The sequence below is a fragment of the Rhizobium sp. Rhizsp42 genome (assembly GCF_047304155.1).
GTDB lineage: Bacteria > Pseudomonadota > Alphaproteobacteria > Rhizobiales > Rhizobiaceae > Rhizobium.
The window spans coordinates 281,152-296,293 of record NZ_JBGLYS010000003.1 but is presented as its reverse complement, the minus strand read 5'-3'; the positions used below and the strand labels follow the sequence as shown (position 1 = coordinate 296,293).

The following is a 15,142-nucleotide window of genomic DNA, read 5'->3' as shown; positions in this document are numbered from 1 at the left end:
AGCCATTGAGGCCGGCGGCGAACGCATCGGCGGTGCCGACATCGAACGCGACCGGCAATGCGCTAACATAACAAAAATTGACCGAGCTGTCCTGCTTTCCCTTGACTTTATCGCCGCGCCTTCTCACATCGGCGGCACCATGAAAGCTTCAGACGCCGAAATCCTCATCATCCCCGGTTACACCAATTCCGGCCCCGACCACTGGCAGAGCCGCTGGGAGGCGAAACTCAGCACCGCGCGCCGCGTCGAGCAGGCGGAGTGGTCCAAGCCAGTGCGCGAGGATTGGGCAGCGCGGATTGCCGAGGAAGTCAATAAATCGACCCGCCCTGTGGTGCTTGTCGCCCACTCACTCGGCGTGCCGTCGCTTCTGCATGCGATCCCGCAGTTCGAGAAGCCGGTCGCCGGCGCCTTCCTGGTGGCGCCGCCTGATGTCACCAACCCCGACATCCGCCCGAAGCACCTGATGACCTTCGGCCCCTACCCGCGCGAGCCCTTGCCGTTCCCGAGCGTCACGGTCGCCAGCCGCAACGATCCCTTCGGCACCTACGAGCATGCAGACGAGATCGCCGCAAGCTGGGGCTCATTGCTTGTTGATGCGGGAGAGTCCGGCCACATCAACGCCGATTCCGGTCACGGCCCTTGGCCCGAGGGCACGATGGTCTTCGCGCAGTTCCTCAGCCGTCTCAAGGGCTAGGCCGCGCTCGCATTTCCACGCGGATAAAACTCAGTCACCCTCGCCGCGCACGAAAAACACGCTCGCGAAGCCGGCAAGCACGACGCATTGCATGATGAACATTGGCCAATCCTGAGCCATGGCTTTTCCTCCATACCCATCATATAGGGCGGAAAACACCGAACAGCTATTTTGCGGCCGTTGTGACATCGTTGCAAATGACATCGCCGCGATTGCCAAGCCGAAAGAATGCGACCGAGACCACGACTTTGGGAGCACTGGACAGCACGATAAGTTTGCTCCGATATTAAGCTCGGCTTAATTTAATATAAGCAAATTGACACACGCCAGACGAGCGAGTGCGAGCATTGACGAAGAAGAGGCCTGATCAACCGATTGGTTCAAGCAAAAGCGGTGACAGCATCGCTGCAGCGAATGCTTCCGAACGCGAGACCGACGCGCTCGTCGAGCGTGAGAGCCGCTGGAACTACGCCCTAGTCGGCTCGGATCTCGGCGTATGGGATCACAACCTCAAGCTTGGAACACGCTATTACTCCGAGACATGGAAGACCATGCGCGGCATGGCGCCCGACGAAGAGGCGGATGGCGACTACGACGTCTGGATCGCGCTGATCCATCCTGACGACCGCGCCTTCGTCATCGAAGCGATCGACCGGCAGAACGCCGGCGACCCGAATTTTCGTGTCTTCGAATATCGCGAGCGGCATAGGGACGGCCACTGGATCTGGATCGAATGCCGCGGCGCCTGCGTCGAATGGGACGAGGACGGCTTGCCTGCCCGCCTCGTCGGCACCGACACCGACATCACCGCCCGCAAGGAGGCCGAAGAGCGGCTGGCGCACATGTCGCGGCGGCTCGATCTTGCGCTCGACATTTCGGGGATCGGCGTCTTCGAATCCGATCTCGATGCCGGCACCGTCGAATGGGACGCGCGCCTCTTGTGGATCTACGGCATCACGAACCCGACACGCGCTTCGCAGGGCGACGTCTGGACCGAAACGCTGCATCCCGACGACCGCGAGCGGGTGCAGGCGACGGTGGCGGAGAACATCGAACGCCAGTCGGGCTTCCAGCACGAATTCAGGATCATCCGCGGCGACGGCGCCGAGCGCGTCATCCGCGCCAAGGCAGCCTTCTTCATCGACGGCAACGGCCATCGCAAGCTGATCGGCGCCAATTGGGACGTGACCGAGGAAGTGGCGCTCAATGCCGAGCTCCAGCGCGCCAAGGACCTCGCCGAGGCCCACAACCGCGAACTTGAGGCGGCCAAGGAGAGCATCGAGCATCTCGCCCTTCATGACTTTTTGACCGGGCTGCCGAACCGCCGCTATCTCGACCGCAAGCTGGAAGAATATTCGACGAGAGCAAGCACGACCGACGATACGCTCGCAGTGCTGCACATCGACCTCGACCGCTTCAAGCAGATCAACGACACGCTCGGCCATCGCGCCGGCGACGCCATGCTGAAGCACGCAGCATCTGTGCTGACCGAGACCGTTCGGCCGGGCGATTTCGTGGCCCGCATCGGCGGCGACGAGTTCGTGGTGCTCTGCGCGCTCGATGTGACGCCGAAGAAGATCTCCAACATGGCCGAACGCATCGTGCGCGAGCTCAGCCGTCCGATCCGCTATGAGCACCACGAGTGCCGCTTCGGCGCCAGCGTCGGCATCGCCACCGACAGCGGCCCGATGCTCGACGGCAAGCAACTCCTGCTCAACGCCGATATCGCGCTCTATCGCGCCAAGAGCGGCGGCAGGAACCGGCACGAATTCTTCTCCAAGGACGCCCGCCGCCAGGTGATCGCCAGCAAGCGGCTGGCCGACGACATCCTGATCGGCCTCGAGCGGCGCGAATTCGTGCCCTTCTACCAGCCGCAGTTCGATGCCCGCACACTCGACGTGACCGGCGTCGAAACGCTCGCCCGCTGGCAACACCGCGAACACGGCCTGCTGGCACCCGATCGCTTCCTTGATATAGCCGAGGACATCAATGTCGTCGCAACCATCGACGGCGTCATTCTCGAGCAGGCGCTGGCCGACCGCGCCGCATGGGAGAGCGAGGGCATCGTCATCCCGAAGATCGCGGTCAATGTCTCCTCCCGGAGACTTGACGACCCGGCGCTCGGCAAGAAGCTGCGGGCGCTGAAGATCGTGCCGGGAACAATCGCCTTCGAACTGCTGGAATCCATTTCGCTGGATGATTGCGACGACGCCGTCATCGCCAATCTCCGCCAGTTCCGCCGCCTAGGCATCGACATCGAGATCGACGACTTCGGCACCGGCCATGCCTCGATCGTCAGCCTGCTCAGGCTGAGCCCGAAGACATTGAAGATCGACCGCGAGCTGATCCGCATGCTGCCCACGTCGTCCGAGCAGCGCAAGCTCGTCCGCTCGATCATCGAGATCGGCCGCTCGTTGAGCATTCTGGTGACGGCTGAAGGTGTCGAGACCATGGAGCACGCGCGGATCCTGGGCGACCTCGGCTGCGACGTGCTGCAGGGCTATGCGCTGGCCCGCCCGATGCCGGCAATGCAGATCCCTTCATTCGTCCGCGCCGCGAGCTGGCGCCAGGCGGCGTCTGCCGTCCACACGCCGGCGCCCCGCAAGCCGAGCAAGGCGACCGCCTCCAAATAAAACACGGCACAACCCCGGCATAAACCTACGGTCGTTTTGTTAAGCCGGGAAACGGGGTAGAGTGCATTTCTTAGACATTCGATTCTCGCATCGGTGCTCCGGAAGACCGGAATCCGGGGAAGGAGTGACAGGCGGATTGTGAAACCCTCGCTTTTCCTTTATGGGGACGCCACGAGATCGATCCACTCGCGCTAATCCCAAGAGCGCCAACGACAAGAGAACAATCGCAATGAACCGTCGCCGCCGTATTTACGAGGGCAAGGCCAAGATTCTGTATGAGGGACCCGAGCCAGGCACGCTGATCCAGTTCTTCAAGGACGACGCCACCGCCTTCAACAAGAAGAAGCACGAAGTCATCGATGGCAAGGGCGTTCTGAACAACCGCATCTGCGAGTTCATCTTCAACCATCTGAACAAAATCGGCATTCCCACGCACTTCATCCGCCGCCTCAACATGCGCGAGCAGTTGATCCGCGAAGTCGAGATGATCCCGCTCGAGATCGTCGTGCGCAATGTCGCCGCCGGCTCGCTGGCCAAGCGCCTGGGCATCGAGGAAGGCGTGGTCCTGCCGCGCTCGATCATCGAGTTCTACTACAAGTCGGACGCACTCGAAGACCCGATGGTCTCCGAAGAGCACATCACCGCCTTCGGTTGGGCCAACCCCGCCGAACTCGACGACATCATGGCGCTGGCGATCCGCGTCAACGACTTCATGACCGGCCTGTTCTTGGGCGTCGGCATCCAGCTCGTCGACTTCAAGATCGAATGCGGCCGTCTCTATGAGGGCGACATGATGCGCATCATCCTCGCCGACGAAATCTCGCCGGACAGCTGCCGTCTCTGGGATATCGACACCCAGGAAAAGATGGACAAGGACCGCTTCCGTCGCGACATGGGTGGCCTTCTCGAAGCCTATTCGGAAGTGGCGCGCCGCCTCGGCATCATCAACGAGAACGAGCCTGTGCGCGGCACCGGCCCGGTTCTCGTCAAGTAACATAACGGCTAAGCAAGACATTCGCTAAAAAGGCAGGGAAGACAAAGTGATCAAGGCTCGTGTAACCGTCACGCTGAAAAACGGCGTTCTCGATCCGCAGGGCAAGGCCATTGAAGGCGCGCTCGGCGCTCTCGGCTTCGATGGCGTCGGCCATGTCCGCCAGGGCAAGGTATTCGACGTCGAAGTCGAAGGTACCGACAAGGCCAAGGCCGAAGGCGACATCAAGGCCATGTGCGAAAAACTCCTCGCCAACACCGTTATCGAGAACTATACTATTTCTCTCGACTAACGGTTGCGGAGATTGTCCGATGGCTGAAGTGACACAAGAATTTATGTTTGAGTTCTTTAAGCGCATTCAGGCCGAAATTTCGGGACTGAAACACACTCAGAACGAAATGAGAAGCGAGTTGAACTCCATGCGGGGGATACTCGTTTCAGTGAATCAGGACATTCACAACATCTACAGCGTGCTCGACCGTCACGACCAACGTCTCGAACGCATCGAAAACCGTCTCGAACTTCGAGAACTCGCAGAAGCACAAGCAAGGTTTGAACAACACCCATGAAATCCGCCGTCGTTCAGCTTCCGGGCCTCAATCGCGATCGTGACATGATCGCCGCTCTCACCAAGATCTCCGGCCAGGCGCCGGTGACGATCTGGCAGACGGAGACCGATATCCCCGATGTCGATCTGATCGTCATCCCGGGCGGTTTCTCCTATGGCGACTATCTGCGCTGCGGCGCAATCGCCGCGCGCATGCCGGTCATGCAGGCGATCATCGAGAAGGCCAACAAGGGCGTGAAGGTTCTGGGTGTCTGCAACGGCTTCCAGATCCTGGTCGAATCCGGCCTGCTTCCGGGCGCGCTGATGCGCAATTCCTCGCTGAAGTTCGTCTGCCGCGAGATCAAGCTTGAAGTGGCCAATGCCGAGACGGATTTCACCCGCGCCTATGCCAAGGGCCAGATCATCCGCTGCCCGGTCGCCCATCACGACGGCAACTACTTCGCCGACGCCGAAACGCTGGCGAAGATCGAAGGCAACGGCCAGGTGGTCTTCCGCTACGCCGAGGGCACCAACCCGAACGGCTCGTTGAACGACATTGCAGCCGTCATGAACGAGAGCGGCAACGTGCTCGGCATGATGCCGCATCCGGAAAACCTGATCGAGGCGGCCCATGGCGGCTCCGACGGCCGGGCGTTGTTCGCTTCCGCGCTCGACGTAATCGCTGCTTAACCTTAAACGGATATGAGGCCATTCATCCGGTCCATGGAGCAAGATCGATGCGCCCTCACCTGCCCCTGACACATGTCCTCGCCATTGCCGCGACCGCGGCACTGGTTGCGTCGTGCCAATCCAAGACACCGGCGCCCAGCCAGGACCGCAGCGCGCTGTCGACCATGGAACGCGTGGCGGTAGCCGCCAACAATTGCTGGTTCAAGTCGGGCGACTCGTCATTTGCCGCCTACAAGCTGGCGCCGGAGCTCAACTCCTTCTCCGGCCGCCCGCGCATTCTCGTCGTCCACAAGGGCAGCCCGGAAAGCCGGCCGCTGCTGGTCGTCCAGGCGGAAGGAAACCCTTCCAAGCTAGACGCCTTTGGCCCGATGATGGATAGCCCGGCACGCCCACGCATCGCTGGCGATGTCACGCGCTGGGCCGGCGGCAACAAGAGCTGCAGCTAAACGGCCGATAGCGCGCCCAAGCCTTCAACCCCAGAAGAACGACTTGCCGACTTCCTTGCCGGCATCGGCCCTGCTGATGCCGATGTCGAGGAGCTCCGTATCCGTCAGATCCCTGAGCACGCGCCGGCTGGCCCGCTTCTGCTGCCAGAGCGCGACCTTGTCCCACACGCGGCCAAGAGCCGCCCACATATCGTGCCGGTCAAACCTCGGCGTTTCACGGTATTGCTCCGCTTGATGGAGCCGATTGTCTCTCCTGAAGTCAGGCGCTACTGACATGTCACTATCCGATCGCTGATTGTATGCGTCGCCTCTGATAGACTTGACAGGACAAGGGTGACAATCTAAGAAATTGTCATCATGACAAATTGGCTCCCTGATCTCTCACGCGGTTCCGGCCCAGTCTATCTGCGGCTCGCGGACAATATCGAATCCGCTATTGCCAGCGGCGCCCTGCCCGCAGGCAGCAAATTGCCGCCGCAGCGCAATCTCGCTTATGATATCGGCGTGACAATCGGCACAATCGGCCGCGCCTACGCGCTGGTGCACGAGCGCGGCCTGGTGGCGGGCGAAGTCGGACGCGGCACTTACGTGCTGGACCGGGCGGAGACGGCACCGGGTAACCAGCCCGATCCGCTGACGATTGCGCTCGGCGGCACCAGGACAATCGACGCGCCCTCAGGAAAGATCCGCTTCGACACGACGGCGGCTCCCGATCTCGGACAAGGGAAAGCCATCGGCCGCATCCTTGCCGATATAGGCGAGCAGCAGCTTGCCGAGATCTCCTCCTATTCGCGCGTCTTCCCGAAGAACTGGTATGAGGCCGGGCGCCGTTGGCTGTCGCGCAACGACTGGGCGCCCGACACCGAAAACATCGTTCCCACGCTCGGCGCACACGCGGCCGCCATAGCGGTCATTTCGGCGATATCCTCACCCGGTGACAAGATTGTCTTCGAGAACCTGAGCTATACGCAGGTGAGCCGCAGCGCCCGCATCCTTGGTCGGCGGACAATCACCGTCGATTCCGACGAACATGGCGTCATTCCCGATGACTTCGAGCGCCTCTGCTCGCAGCAGCATCCGAAGCTCGCCTTCCTGATGCCGACGGCCCACAACCCGACGCTATCAACCATGCCGCATGAGCGTCGCGCCAAGATCGCCGAGATCGCGCGCAGACATGGGGTCTGGCTGATCGAGGACGATCTCTATGGCGGCATGACCGGCGACGAAAACCCGCTGCTGGCCTCGCTGGCGCCCGATCGCACCTTCCTGATCAGCGGTCTCTCGAAATCGGTGGCCGCCGGCATCCGTGGCGGCTGGGTCGCCTGCCCGCCGCATTTCGCACAGCGCATCAAGGTCACCCACAAGATGATCACCGGCGGCCTGCCCTTCATTCTGGCCGAGGCCTGCGCCCGGCTTGTCGAAAGCGGCGAGGCACATGATATCCGCGAGGCCTGCATCACGGAGCTTTCAGGGCGAGAGCGGCTGGCGCGCGAGACGCTTCATGGCTTCGATTTCGTCTCGCACCCGCATGTGCCGTTCATCTGGCTGAAGCTTCCCGATCCCTGGCTCTCGGGCACCTTCAAGAACGCCGCCTTCCGCGACGGCGTGCTGATCGACGACGAGGACGAGTTCAAGGCGGCGCGCACCGACAAGGTCTATCACCGCGTGCGCATCAGCTTCTCCTCCCCCAAGGATAGAGGGGAAATGGTTGCAGGTTTGATGACAGTTCGACGCCTGCTTGAAAGTGGCGGTGCCGGATACGACGGCGAGGTCTAAAGCTGTTGCAGATCAGCCGCACCCGTTAAAATCTAGGGCTTTCAGCACCTGTCTGCTTTACCGAATCGATTTGCATGCTACCAATTAGGGTGAGGACGGCGATCTGCGCCGGCACCAAAGGCGGCGCATCAAAATGAACAGCATGGCATCGGCATCGACCGGTCGCGGACTACTCCTCGCGGCTCTCCTTGCAAACATCTCGCTCCTGCCGGTCGCGGCCCATGCGGATGAAAAGATCTTCGACGAATTGCGCTTTGGCGCCTCGGCGTCGATACAGGGCGGCCACAGCCACGAAGATGGCATCTTCCCCGAAGTCACGGTCTTCTTCGACCCGTTCGGCCAGGATACGGCAACGGACTGGAAGCAGACGCTCGCGCGTCCGCGCCTGAACCTCGGCACCTCGATCGGCACCTCGGGCGAAGCGACGCAGATCTTTGGCGGTCTCGCCTGGACGGTCAATTTCAATGAGAAGGTCTTCGCCGAAGCCGGTTTCGGTGGCGTCTGGCACAATGGCGATCTCGATAACAGCGCCGATGGTCCCGATCTCGGCTGTCGTTTCCTCTTCCACGAATATGTCGGCGCCGGTTATCGCTTCGACGCGCACTGGAATGTCATGGCGCAAGTCGCCCATTCCTCGCACGCCAATCTCTGCGACGGACCGAACAACGGCATGACGCGCGCCGGCATTCAGGTCGGCTACAAGTTCTAAACTTCCCGATATTGCACTCCGAAGCCCGCTCTCTGTGAACAGCGGGCTTTTTTCTGTCGCGCGCCGCACCCACTTAGGCTAAAGACACCGAAATCGCGCAACGGCAGGGACTTCGCAGAGCTCATGACCATTTCCAATACCCGCCCGATCACTCCAGAATTGATCGCCGCCCACGGCTTGAAGCCGGACGAATACCAGCGGATTCTGGATCTGATCGGCAGGGAGCCGACCTTCACCGAGCTCGGCATCTTCTCGGCCATGTGGAACGAGCACTGCTCCTACAAATCCTCCAAGAAGTGGCTCCGCACGCTCCCCACCAAGGGTCCGCGCGTTATCCAGGGCCCGGGCGAAAACGCCGGCGTCGTTGATATCGATGACGGCGACGTCGTCGTCTTCAAGATGGAGAGCCACAACCACCCGTCATACATCGAGCCCTACCAGGGTGCTGCCACCGGCGTCGGCGGCATTCTGCGCGACGTCTTCACCATGGGCGCCCGCCCGATCGCCGCCATGAACGCGCTGCGTTTCGGCTCGCCTGATCACCCGAAGACGAAGCATCTCGTTTCCGGCGTCGTCTCCGGCGTTGGCGGTTATGGCAACTCCTTCGGCGTTCCGACGGTCGGTGGCGAAGTCGAGTTCGACGCCCGCTACAACGGCAACATCCTGGTCAACGCATTTGCGGCCGGCCTTGCCAAGTCCGACGGCATCTTCCTGTCCGAGGCCAAGGGCGTCGGCCTTCCCGTCGTCTACCTTGGCGCCAAGACCGGCCGTGATGGCGTCGGCGGCGCGACCATGGCATCGGCTGAATTCGACGAATCGATCGAGGAAAAGCGCCCGACCGTTCAGGTTGGCGACCCCTTCACCGAAAAGTGCCTGCTCGAAGCCTGCCTCGAGCTGATGCAGACGGGCGCCGTCATCGCCATCCAGGACATGGGTGCGGCCGGCCTCACCTGCTCGGCTGTCGAAATGGGCGCCAAGGGCGACCTCGGCATCCTGCTCGATCTCGACACCGTTCCCGTGCGCGAGGACCAGATGACCGCTTACGAGATGATGCTGTCGGAAAGCCAGGAGCGCATGCTCATGGTTCTCGAACCCGCCAAGGAAGAAGTGGCCAAGGCGATCTTCGTCAAGTGGGGCCTCGATTTCGCGATCGTCGGCAAGACCACGGATGACCTGCGCTTCCGCGTCATGCACCAGGGCGTTGAAGTGGCCGACCTGCCGATCAAGGATCTCGGCGATCAGGCACCGGAATATGACCGCCCCTGGCGCGAGGCCGACAAGCGCGCGGCCCTGCCGGCCAATCTGGTCGCAGCACCCGAGGATTACGGCCAGACGCTGCTTAAGCTCGTCGGCTCGCCGAACGAATCCAGCCGCCGCTGGGTCTACGAACAGTATGACACGCTGATCCAGGGCAACTCGCTGCAGCTGCCGGGCGGCGATGCCGGCGTCGTGCGCGTCGACACACATCCAACCAAGGCGCTTGCCTTCTCCTCCGACGTGACGCCGCGCTATGTCGAGGCCGATCCGTTCGAAGGCGGCAAGCAGGCTGTGGCCGAATGCTGGCGCAACATCACCGCGACCGGCGCCGAGCCGCTGGCGGCGACCGACAACCTCAACTTCGGCAACCCGGAAAAGCCCGAGATCATGGGCCAGCTGGTACAGGCCGTGAAGGGCATCGGCGAAGCTTGCCGCGCACTCGACTTCCCGATCGTCTCGGGCAACGTCTCGCTCTATAACGAGACCAACGGCGTCGCGATCCTCCCGACCCCCACCATCGCCGGCGTCGGCCTGCTTGGTGACTGGAAGAAGATGGCGCGCATCGGCAGCGCATCTGATGGTGACAAGGTCATCATGATCGGCACCGATGGCAGCCACCTCGGCTCCTCGATCTACCTGCGCGACATTCTCGGCAGCACCGACGGCCCGCCGCCGGAAGTCGACCTCTTCGCCGAACGCCGCAACGGCAACTTCGTCCGCTCCGTCATTCGCAACGGCCAGGCGACCGCCTGCCACGACATTTCCTCGGGCGGCCTCGCGCTGGCTCTGGCGGAAATGGCCATGTCCTCGGGCAAGGGCCTGAAGATCAGCCTCAGCGAAGGCCGCGGCGAGACTCACGGGCTCCTCTTCGGTGAAGACCAGGCGCGCTACGTGCTGACCGTTCCGGCCGATGTCGCCAGCTTCGTCTGCGCCAACGCCGAAGGTGCGGGCGTTCCGTTCCGCCGCCTCGGCACCGTCGAGGGCGACGCGCTTGTCGTCGACGATCTGCTGTCGCTTCCGATTCAGCAATTGCGCCACGCCCATGAATCATGGTTCCCTGAATTCATGGATGGTAGCGGCACGCTCGCTGCCGCGGAATGATGCGCAAGGAGTAATCGACCATGGCCATGAAACCCGGTGACATCGAAGACATGATCAAGGCCGGCATCCCCGGCGCCAAGGTGGTCATCCGTGATCTGGCCGGCGACGGCGATCATTACGCCGCCGAAGTCGTAGCCGAAGCCTTCCGCGGCAAGAGCCGCGTGCAGCAGCACAAGATGGTCTACGACGCGCTGAAGGGCAACATGGGCGGTGTTCTGCACGCGCTGGCGCTGCAAACCTCCGCGCCGGAATAAGAACGGCGGTCAGATCCCGTTGAAAAATGCCCGGTTCCGCCGGGCATTTTTGATTCCCGGTCGCCAACCAGGCGCGGAAGGCTTCATCGACATTGGATGAGGCGCGCAGCTGTTGGCGAACCTCAATCCGTAACGGATCGGCAACAGCCAGGACATCAGACCGATAGGGCACTCCTTTTTTTGTTCGCACCCGCTGGAATTCCGGTCGTCACATGCTATCTAAGCTTAACGATTGAAACGGCGGGCCTTTAACTCGCCTGTTGAAAGGATTAGGTCCCATGAGCGGCATCAACGAATTCATCGACAACGAAATCAAGACCAACGACGTCGTCCTTTTCATGAAGGGCACGCCGCAGTTTCCCCAGTGTGGTTTCTCCGGCCAGGTCGTGCAGATTCTCGATTACATCGGCGTCGACTACAAGAGCGTCAACGTGCTCGCTGATTCGGAAATCCGCCAGGGCATCAAGGATTACTCCAACTGGCCGACCATTCCCCAGCTTTACGTCAAGGGTGAATTCATCGGCGGCTGCGACATCGTCAAGGAAATGTTCCAGGCTGGCGAATTGCAGCAGCACTTCCAGGAAAACGGCGTAACCGTTCGCGGCGCCGCTTGACCTGACCGGTCACCGGGCGTCCGCCCGGTTTCCATTTCCGTATTTTGAGTCCGAGGCGCTGTGCTGAACAGCGCCTTGGCCTGTTTTTGGGAATTACATTGTGACAGATTCATCACAAACCGCGCATGTGGGTCGTATCCCCATGGGCAAGGGTGAGTTCATCGCGCTGGCCGCCTTTCTGATGGCGATCAACTCGCTGGCGATCGATATCATGCTGCCGGCGCTGCAGCAGATCGGCGCCAGTCTGAACGTCGAAAGCGAAAACCACCGCCAGTTCGTGGTTTCCAGCTACCTTCTCGGCTTCGGTTTTGCCCAGCTCATCTACGGTCCGCTGTCCGATCGCTTCGGTCGCCGCCTCCCACTGCTGGCCGGCATCGGCATCTATATCTGCTCCTCGCTTGGCAGCGCGCTGGTTCCCACCTTCGAAGGCCTGCTGATCCTGCGCTTCATCCAGGGTCTCGGCTCTGCGGCCACCCGCGTCATCACCATCTCTATCGTTCGCGACATCTACGGCGGAAGGCAGATGGCCGAGGTCATGTCGCTGATCATGATGGTCTTCATGATCGTTCCGGTCATCGCGCCCGGCAGCGGCCAGATCATCATGCTGTTTGGCAGCTGGCACCTGATTTTCCTGTTCATCGCCGTGATGGCCGCCCTCATCGCCTGCTGGGCCTACATCCGCCTGCCCGAGACGCTGCATCCGGAAAACGTTCGCCCCTTTACTGCGAAATCGGTGCTTGGTGGCTTCAAGGTCGTTCTCACCAACCGTGTGGCGCTCTGCTACACGATCGCCAGCACTTTCATCTTCGGCGCACTGTTCGGCTTCATCAATTCCGCGCAGCAGATCTATGTCGGCATCTACGGCCTCGGCGTCTATTTCCCCTTTGCCTTCGCCGGCGTCGCGGTCTTCATGTCGATGTCGTCGTTCCTGAACTCGCGCCTGGTTGGCAAGTTCGGCATGCGCCGGCTATCGCACGGCGCTCTCCTTGCCTTCATCACCATCAACACGGTCTGGCTGCTGGCCCTCATACTCGGCCCGCACCCGATGCCGTTCTTCCTCTTCATTGGCTTCTTCGGCCTGGCGATGTTCAATTTCGGCTGGATCGGCTCGAACTTCAACTCGCTGGCCATGGAGCCGCTCGGCCACGTCGCCGGCACCGCGTCTTCGGTCCTCGGTTTCATGAGCACCGTCGGTGGCGCGTTGATCGGCGCCGGCATCGGCCAGGCCTTCAACGGCACGGCACTTCCCATGGTCGCCGGCTATTTCACCGTCTCGATCATCGGCCTCGTCTTCGTGCTGATCGCCGAGAAGGGAAAACTCTTCCAGCCGCATAATCCGGCTGTTTGATGAAGCATGCGACGGTTGAGACACATCTATATTTCAGGACAATCATATGACGCCGCCCCATAAGCCGCATACCGAAAACCAGGGGTCCAGCCGCATCGGCATGGGCTTCCTGGAATTCGTCATCACCATCGCCATCATGACGGCAAGCGTCGCCATGGCCATCGACAGCATGCTGCCTGCCCTGCCCGCCATGGGCCATGCGCTCAATGTCGCCAACGCCAACGACGCGCAGCTCGTCATCGGCGTCTTCTTCCTCGGTTTCGGCGTCTCGCAAATCATCTTCGGCAGCCTGTCGGACACGTTCGGCCGCCGCAACATCATGCTCGGTGGCCTCGCCGTCTATGTGCTGGCCATGTTCGGCGCCGCCGCCACCGGCAGCTTCGAGATGCTGCTCGTCATGCGCTTCATCCAGGGTCTCGGCGGCGCGGCCGTCCGCATCACCACCATGGCCGTGGTCCGCGACTGTTTCGGTGGCCGCGAGATGGCACGCGTCATGTCCTATGTCATGATCGTCTTCATGATCGTGCCGATCGTCGCTCCCTCAGTCGGCCAGCTGATCATCACCTATGCCAACTGGCACTGGATCTTCATCCTGCTCGGCATCGTCGGCGCCATCCTGTTCCTCTGGGCATCCCTTCGTTTGAAGGAATCGCTGCCGCGCGAAGAGCGTATCCCGCTCTCCTTCGGCAATGTGGTCGATGGCTTCAAGACGGTTCTGACCAACAAGATCACATGCGGCTACATGATCGGCCTGACCATGTTCACCGCCGTCATCAGCGCCTATGTCATCTCCGTTCAGCAGGTCTTCGGCGAGGTCTACGGCCTTGGCGACTGGCTCCCCATCGCCTTTGCGGCGACCGCCGGCGGCATCGCGGTCGCCAACTTCGCCAACGGCTTCTTCGTGCGCAAATTCGGCATGCGCCGCATCTCGCACGTCGCGATGATCCTCTTCACCATCATCTCGGCGATCGGCTTCTTCAAGGCGCTCGGCGGCACGCCAAGCTTCACGCTGGCCTATGCGCTGTTCACGATCCTGCTGATGATGTTCGCGGTGATCGCCACCAACTTCACGGCCATCAGCCTGGAGCCGATGGGCAATCTCGCAGGCACCGCCACCTCGATCACCGGCTTCGTCTCCACCACCTTCGGCGCCATCTTAGGCGGCGGCGTCGGCCAGCTGTTCAACGGCACCGTGCAGCCGCTCTTCGGTGGCTTTGCGCTGTTCGGGCTGATCAGCATCGTGGCCACGCTCTGGGCCGAAGGCGGCAAGCTCTTCACCCACCCGGGCGACGATCCGCAACTCGATCCGGGCGCTGGACATTTCTAAACATCAAAAGGCCCCGGCAACGGGGCCTTTTCAATTCCGCACCGCAGCCTAGCGCGTTGCCTCGGTCGCCAGCCTCAATCCCAGAAAAGCGAAGGAGGCCGCAAACGCCCGGCGCATCCAGCTCATCGCACGACGGCTCTGCAACAGCCTCTCCCGTCCCGTTGCGGCAGCCACCGCGTATCCCATGAACACCGCAAAGGTCATCAGGGTGAAGCCAAAGCCGAGTTCGACCAGAACGCCGATCGAGCTACCCGCTGGAACGAATTGCGGAATGAATGCAATGAAAAACAGCGGCAGCTTGGGGTTCAGGATATTCAGCAGAATTCCGCGCCACACGAGCCGTACTGCGGATGCTGGCGCGCCCGGCCGAACCGACAGCCCCTCATGATCGTTGAGAACAGCCCACGCCATCCAGATCAGGTATGCAACACCAGCAAACTTGACCGTCTGGAACAGGATCGCGCTGGTGTAGAGCACAGCGGCGAGCCCGGCCATGGCGACTGCCAGATGAAGAACGGTAGCGACAGTGCAGCCGATTGCGGCCCAGAAGCCGGCACGAATTCCCCCACCCAGAGTGGATGAAAGCGTATAGATCACGCCGATCCCCGGCGTCACGCATATGATGAAAGCGGTCAGAAGATACTCGAAGCTCATTGGTGTTCCTCCCGAAAACGTCGGCAAGCACAACATGCTTCAAGAAGGGCTCCCGCTCAAGCCGGACGCGGCCACACATTCCGTGCGGCCGCATCTCGAGC

At 61.6% G+C, this 15,142-nt stretch carries 16 protein-coding genes; 14 read left to right on the top strand and 2 right to left on the bottom strand.

What is annotated here, in order from left to right; genetic code table 11:
- The first annotated feature begins 139 nt into the window (after positions 1-139).
- From ACCD05_RS05820 to ACCD05_RS05790, 7 genes are all read left to right on the top strand, one after another.
- Positions 140-694 (top strand): RBBP9/YdeN family alpha/beta hydrolase, encoded by a 555-nt coding sequence (locus ACCD05_RS05820; protein ID WP_026283685.1) that lies wholly within the window; start codon positions 140-142, stop codon positions 692-694.
- A 347-nt stretch (positions 695-1,041) separates the two neighbouring features.
- Complete coding sequence (locus ACCD05_RS05815) at positions 1,042-3,327, top strand: putative bifunctional diguanylate cyclase/phosphodiesterase (RefSeq protein WP_413391609.1); 2,286 nt, start codon at positions 1,042-1,044, stop codon at positions 3,325-3,327.
- 229 nt (positions 3,328-3,556) lie between these two features.
- Positions 3,557-4,321 carry a phosphoribosylaminoimidazolesuccinocarboxamide synthase gene (gene purC / locus ACCD05_RS05810; RefSeq protein WP_018902208.1) on the top strand — a complete coding sequence of 255 codons (765 nt, stop codon included), beginning with the start codon at positions 3,557-3,559 and terminating at the stop codon, positions 4,319-4,321.
- Positions 4,322-4,367: 46 nt separating this feature from the next.
- A complete protein-coding gene (gene purS / locus ACCD05_RS05805) occupies positions 4,368-4,610 on the top strand; it encodes a phosphoribosylformylglycinamidine synthase subunit PurS (protein ID WP_018902207.1) in 243 nt (80 codons plus the stop codon).
- Between the two features lie 19 nt (positions 4,611-4,629).
- Positions 4,630-4,887 carry a hypothetical protein gene (locus ACCD05_RS05800; RefSeq protein ID WP_111563556.1) on the top strand — a complete coding sequence of 86 codons (258 nt, stop codon included), beginning with the start codon at positions 4,630-4,632 and terminating at the stop codon, positions 4,885-4,887.
- Positions 4,884-5,555, top strand: a complete 672-nt coding sequence (gene purQ, locus ACCD05_RS05795; protein WP_413391606.1) for a phosphoribosylformylglycinamidine synthase subunit PurQ — start codon at positions 4,884-4,886, stop codon at positions 5,553-5,555. The genes ACCD05_RS05800 and purQ overlap by 4 nt, the downstream gene beginning before the upstream one ends.
- A 47-nt stretch (positions 5,556-5,602) precedes the next feature.
- Positions 5,603-6,001: a hypothetical protein gene (locus ACCD05_RS05790; protein ID WP_413391604.1), complete on the top strand. Its 399-nt coding sequence runs from the start codon at positions 5,603-5,605 to the stop codon at positions 5,999-6,001.
- A 24-nt stretch (positions 6,002-6,025) separates the two neighbouring features.
- Here the strand turns inward: ACCD05_RS05790 and ACCD05_RS05785 are convergent, their stop codons facing one another.
- On the bottom strand, positions 6,026-6,277 hold the full coding sequence (locus ACCD05_RS05785) for a DUF1127 domain-containing protein (protein WP_413391602.1): 252 nt from the start codon (positions 6,275-6,277) through the stop codon (positions 6,026-6,028).
- 81 nt (positions 6,278-6,358) lie between these two features.
- Here ACCD05_RS05785 and ACCD05_RS05780 point away from each other — a divergent pair, with 81 nt between their 5' ends.
- From ACCD05_RS05780 to ACCD05_RS05750, 7 genes are all read left to right on the top strand, one after another.
- A complete protein-coding gene (locus ACCD05_RS05780; protein ID WP_413391600.1) occupies positions 6,359-7,777 on the top strand; it encodes a PLP-dependent aminotransferase family protein in 1,419 nt (472 codons plus the stop codon).
- Between the two features lie 142 nt (positions 7,778-7,919).
- Positions 7,920-8,486 carry an acyloxyacyl hydrolase gene (locus ACCD05_RS05775; protein ID WP_413391653.1) on the top strand — a complete coding sequence of 189 codons (567 nt, stop codon included), beginning with the start codon at positions 7,920-7,922 and terminating at the stop codon, positions 8,484-8,486.
- A 123-nt stretch (positions 8,487-8,609) separates the two neighbouring features.
- Complete coding sequence (purL, locus tag ACCD05_RS05770; protein ID WP_413391598.1) at positions 8,610-10,844, top strand: phosphoribosylformylglycinamidine synthase subunit PurL; 2,235 nt, start codon at positions 8,610-8,612, stop codon at positions 10,842-10,844.
- Between the two features lie 20 nt (positions 10,845-10,864).
- Entirely contained in the window at positions 10,865-11,098 is a 234-nt protein-coding gene (locus ACCD05_RS05765) for a BolA/IbaG family iron-sulfur metabolism protein (protein ID WP_018902199.1), read from the top strand.
- Between the two features lie 278 nt (positions 11,099-11,376).
- Positions 11,377-11,712 (top strand): Grx4 family monothiol glutaredoxin, encoded by a 336-nt coding sequence (grxD, locus tag ACCD05_RS05760; RefSeq protein ID WP_018902196.1) that lies wholly within the window; start codon positions 11,377-11,379, stop codon positions 11,710-11,712.
- Positions 11,713-11,854: 142 nt separating this feature from the next.
- A complete protein-coding gene (locus ACCD05_RS05755) occupies positions 11,855-13,060 on the top strand; it encodes a multidrug effflux MFS transporter (protein WP_413391651.1) in 1,206 nt (401 codons plus the stop codon).
- A gap of 46 nt (positions 13,061-13,106) precedes the next feature.
- Positions 13,107-14,387: a multidrug effflux MFS transporter gene (locus ACCD05_RS05750; RefSeq protein ID WP_413391595.1), complete on the top strand. Its 1,281-nt coding sequence runs from the start codon at positions 13,107-13,109 to the stop codon at positions 14,385-14,387.
- A gap of 48 nt (positions 14,388-14,435) precedes the next feature.
- Here ACCD05_RS05750 and ACCD05_RS05745 read toward each other — a convergent pair whose 3' ends face one another.
- The gene (locus ACCD05_RS05745) at positions 14,436-15,068 is read right to left on the bottom strand and encodes a LysE family translocator (protein WP_413391593.1); all 633 of its coding nucleotides are present in this window, start codon (positions 15,066-15,068) and stop codon (positions 14,436-14,438) included.
- Positions 15,069-15,142: the final 74 nt, after the last annotated feature.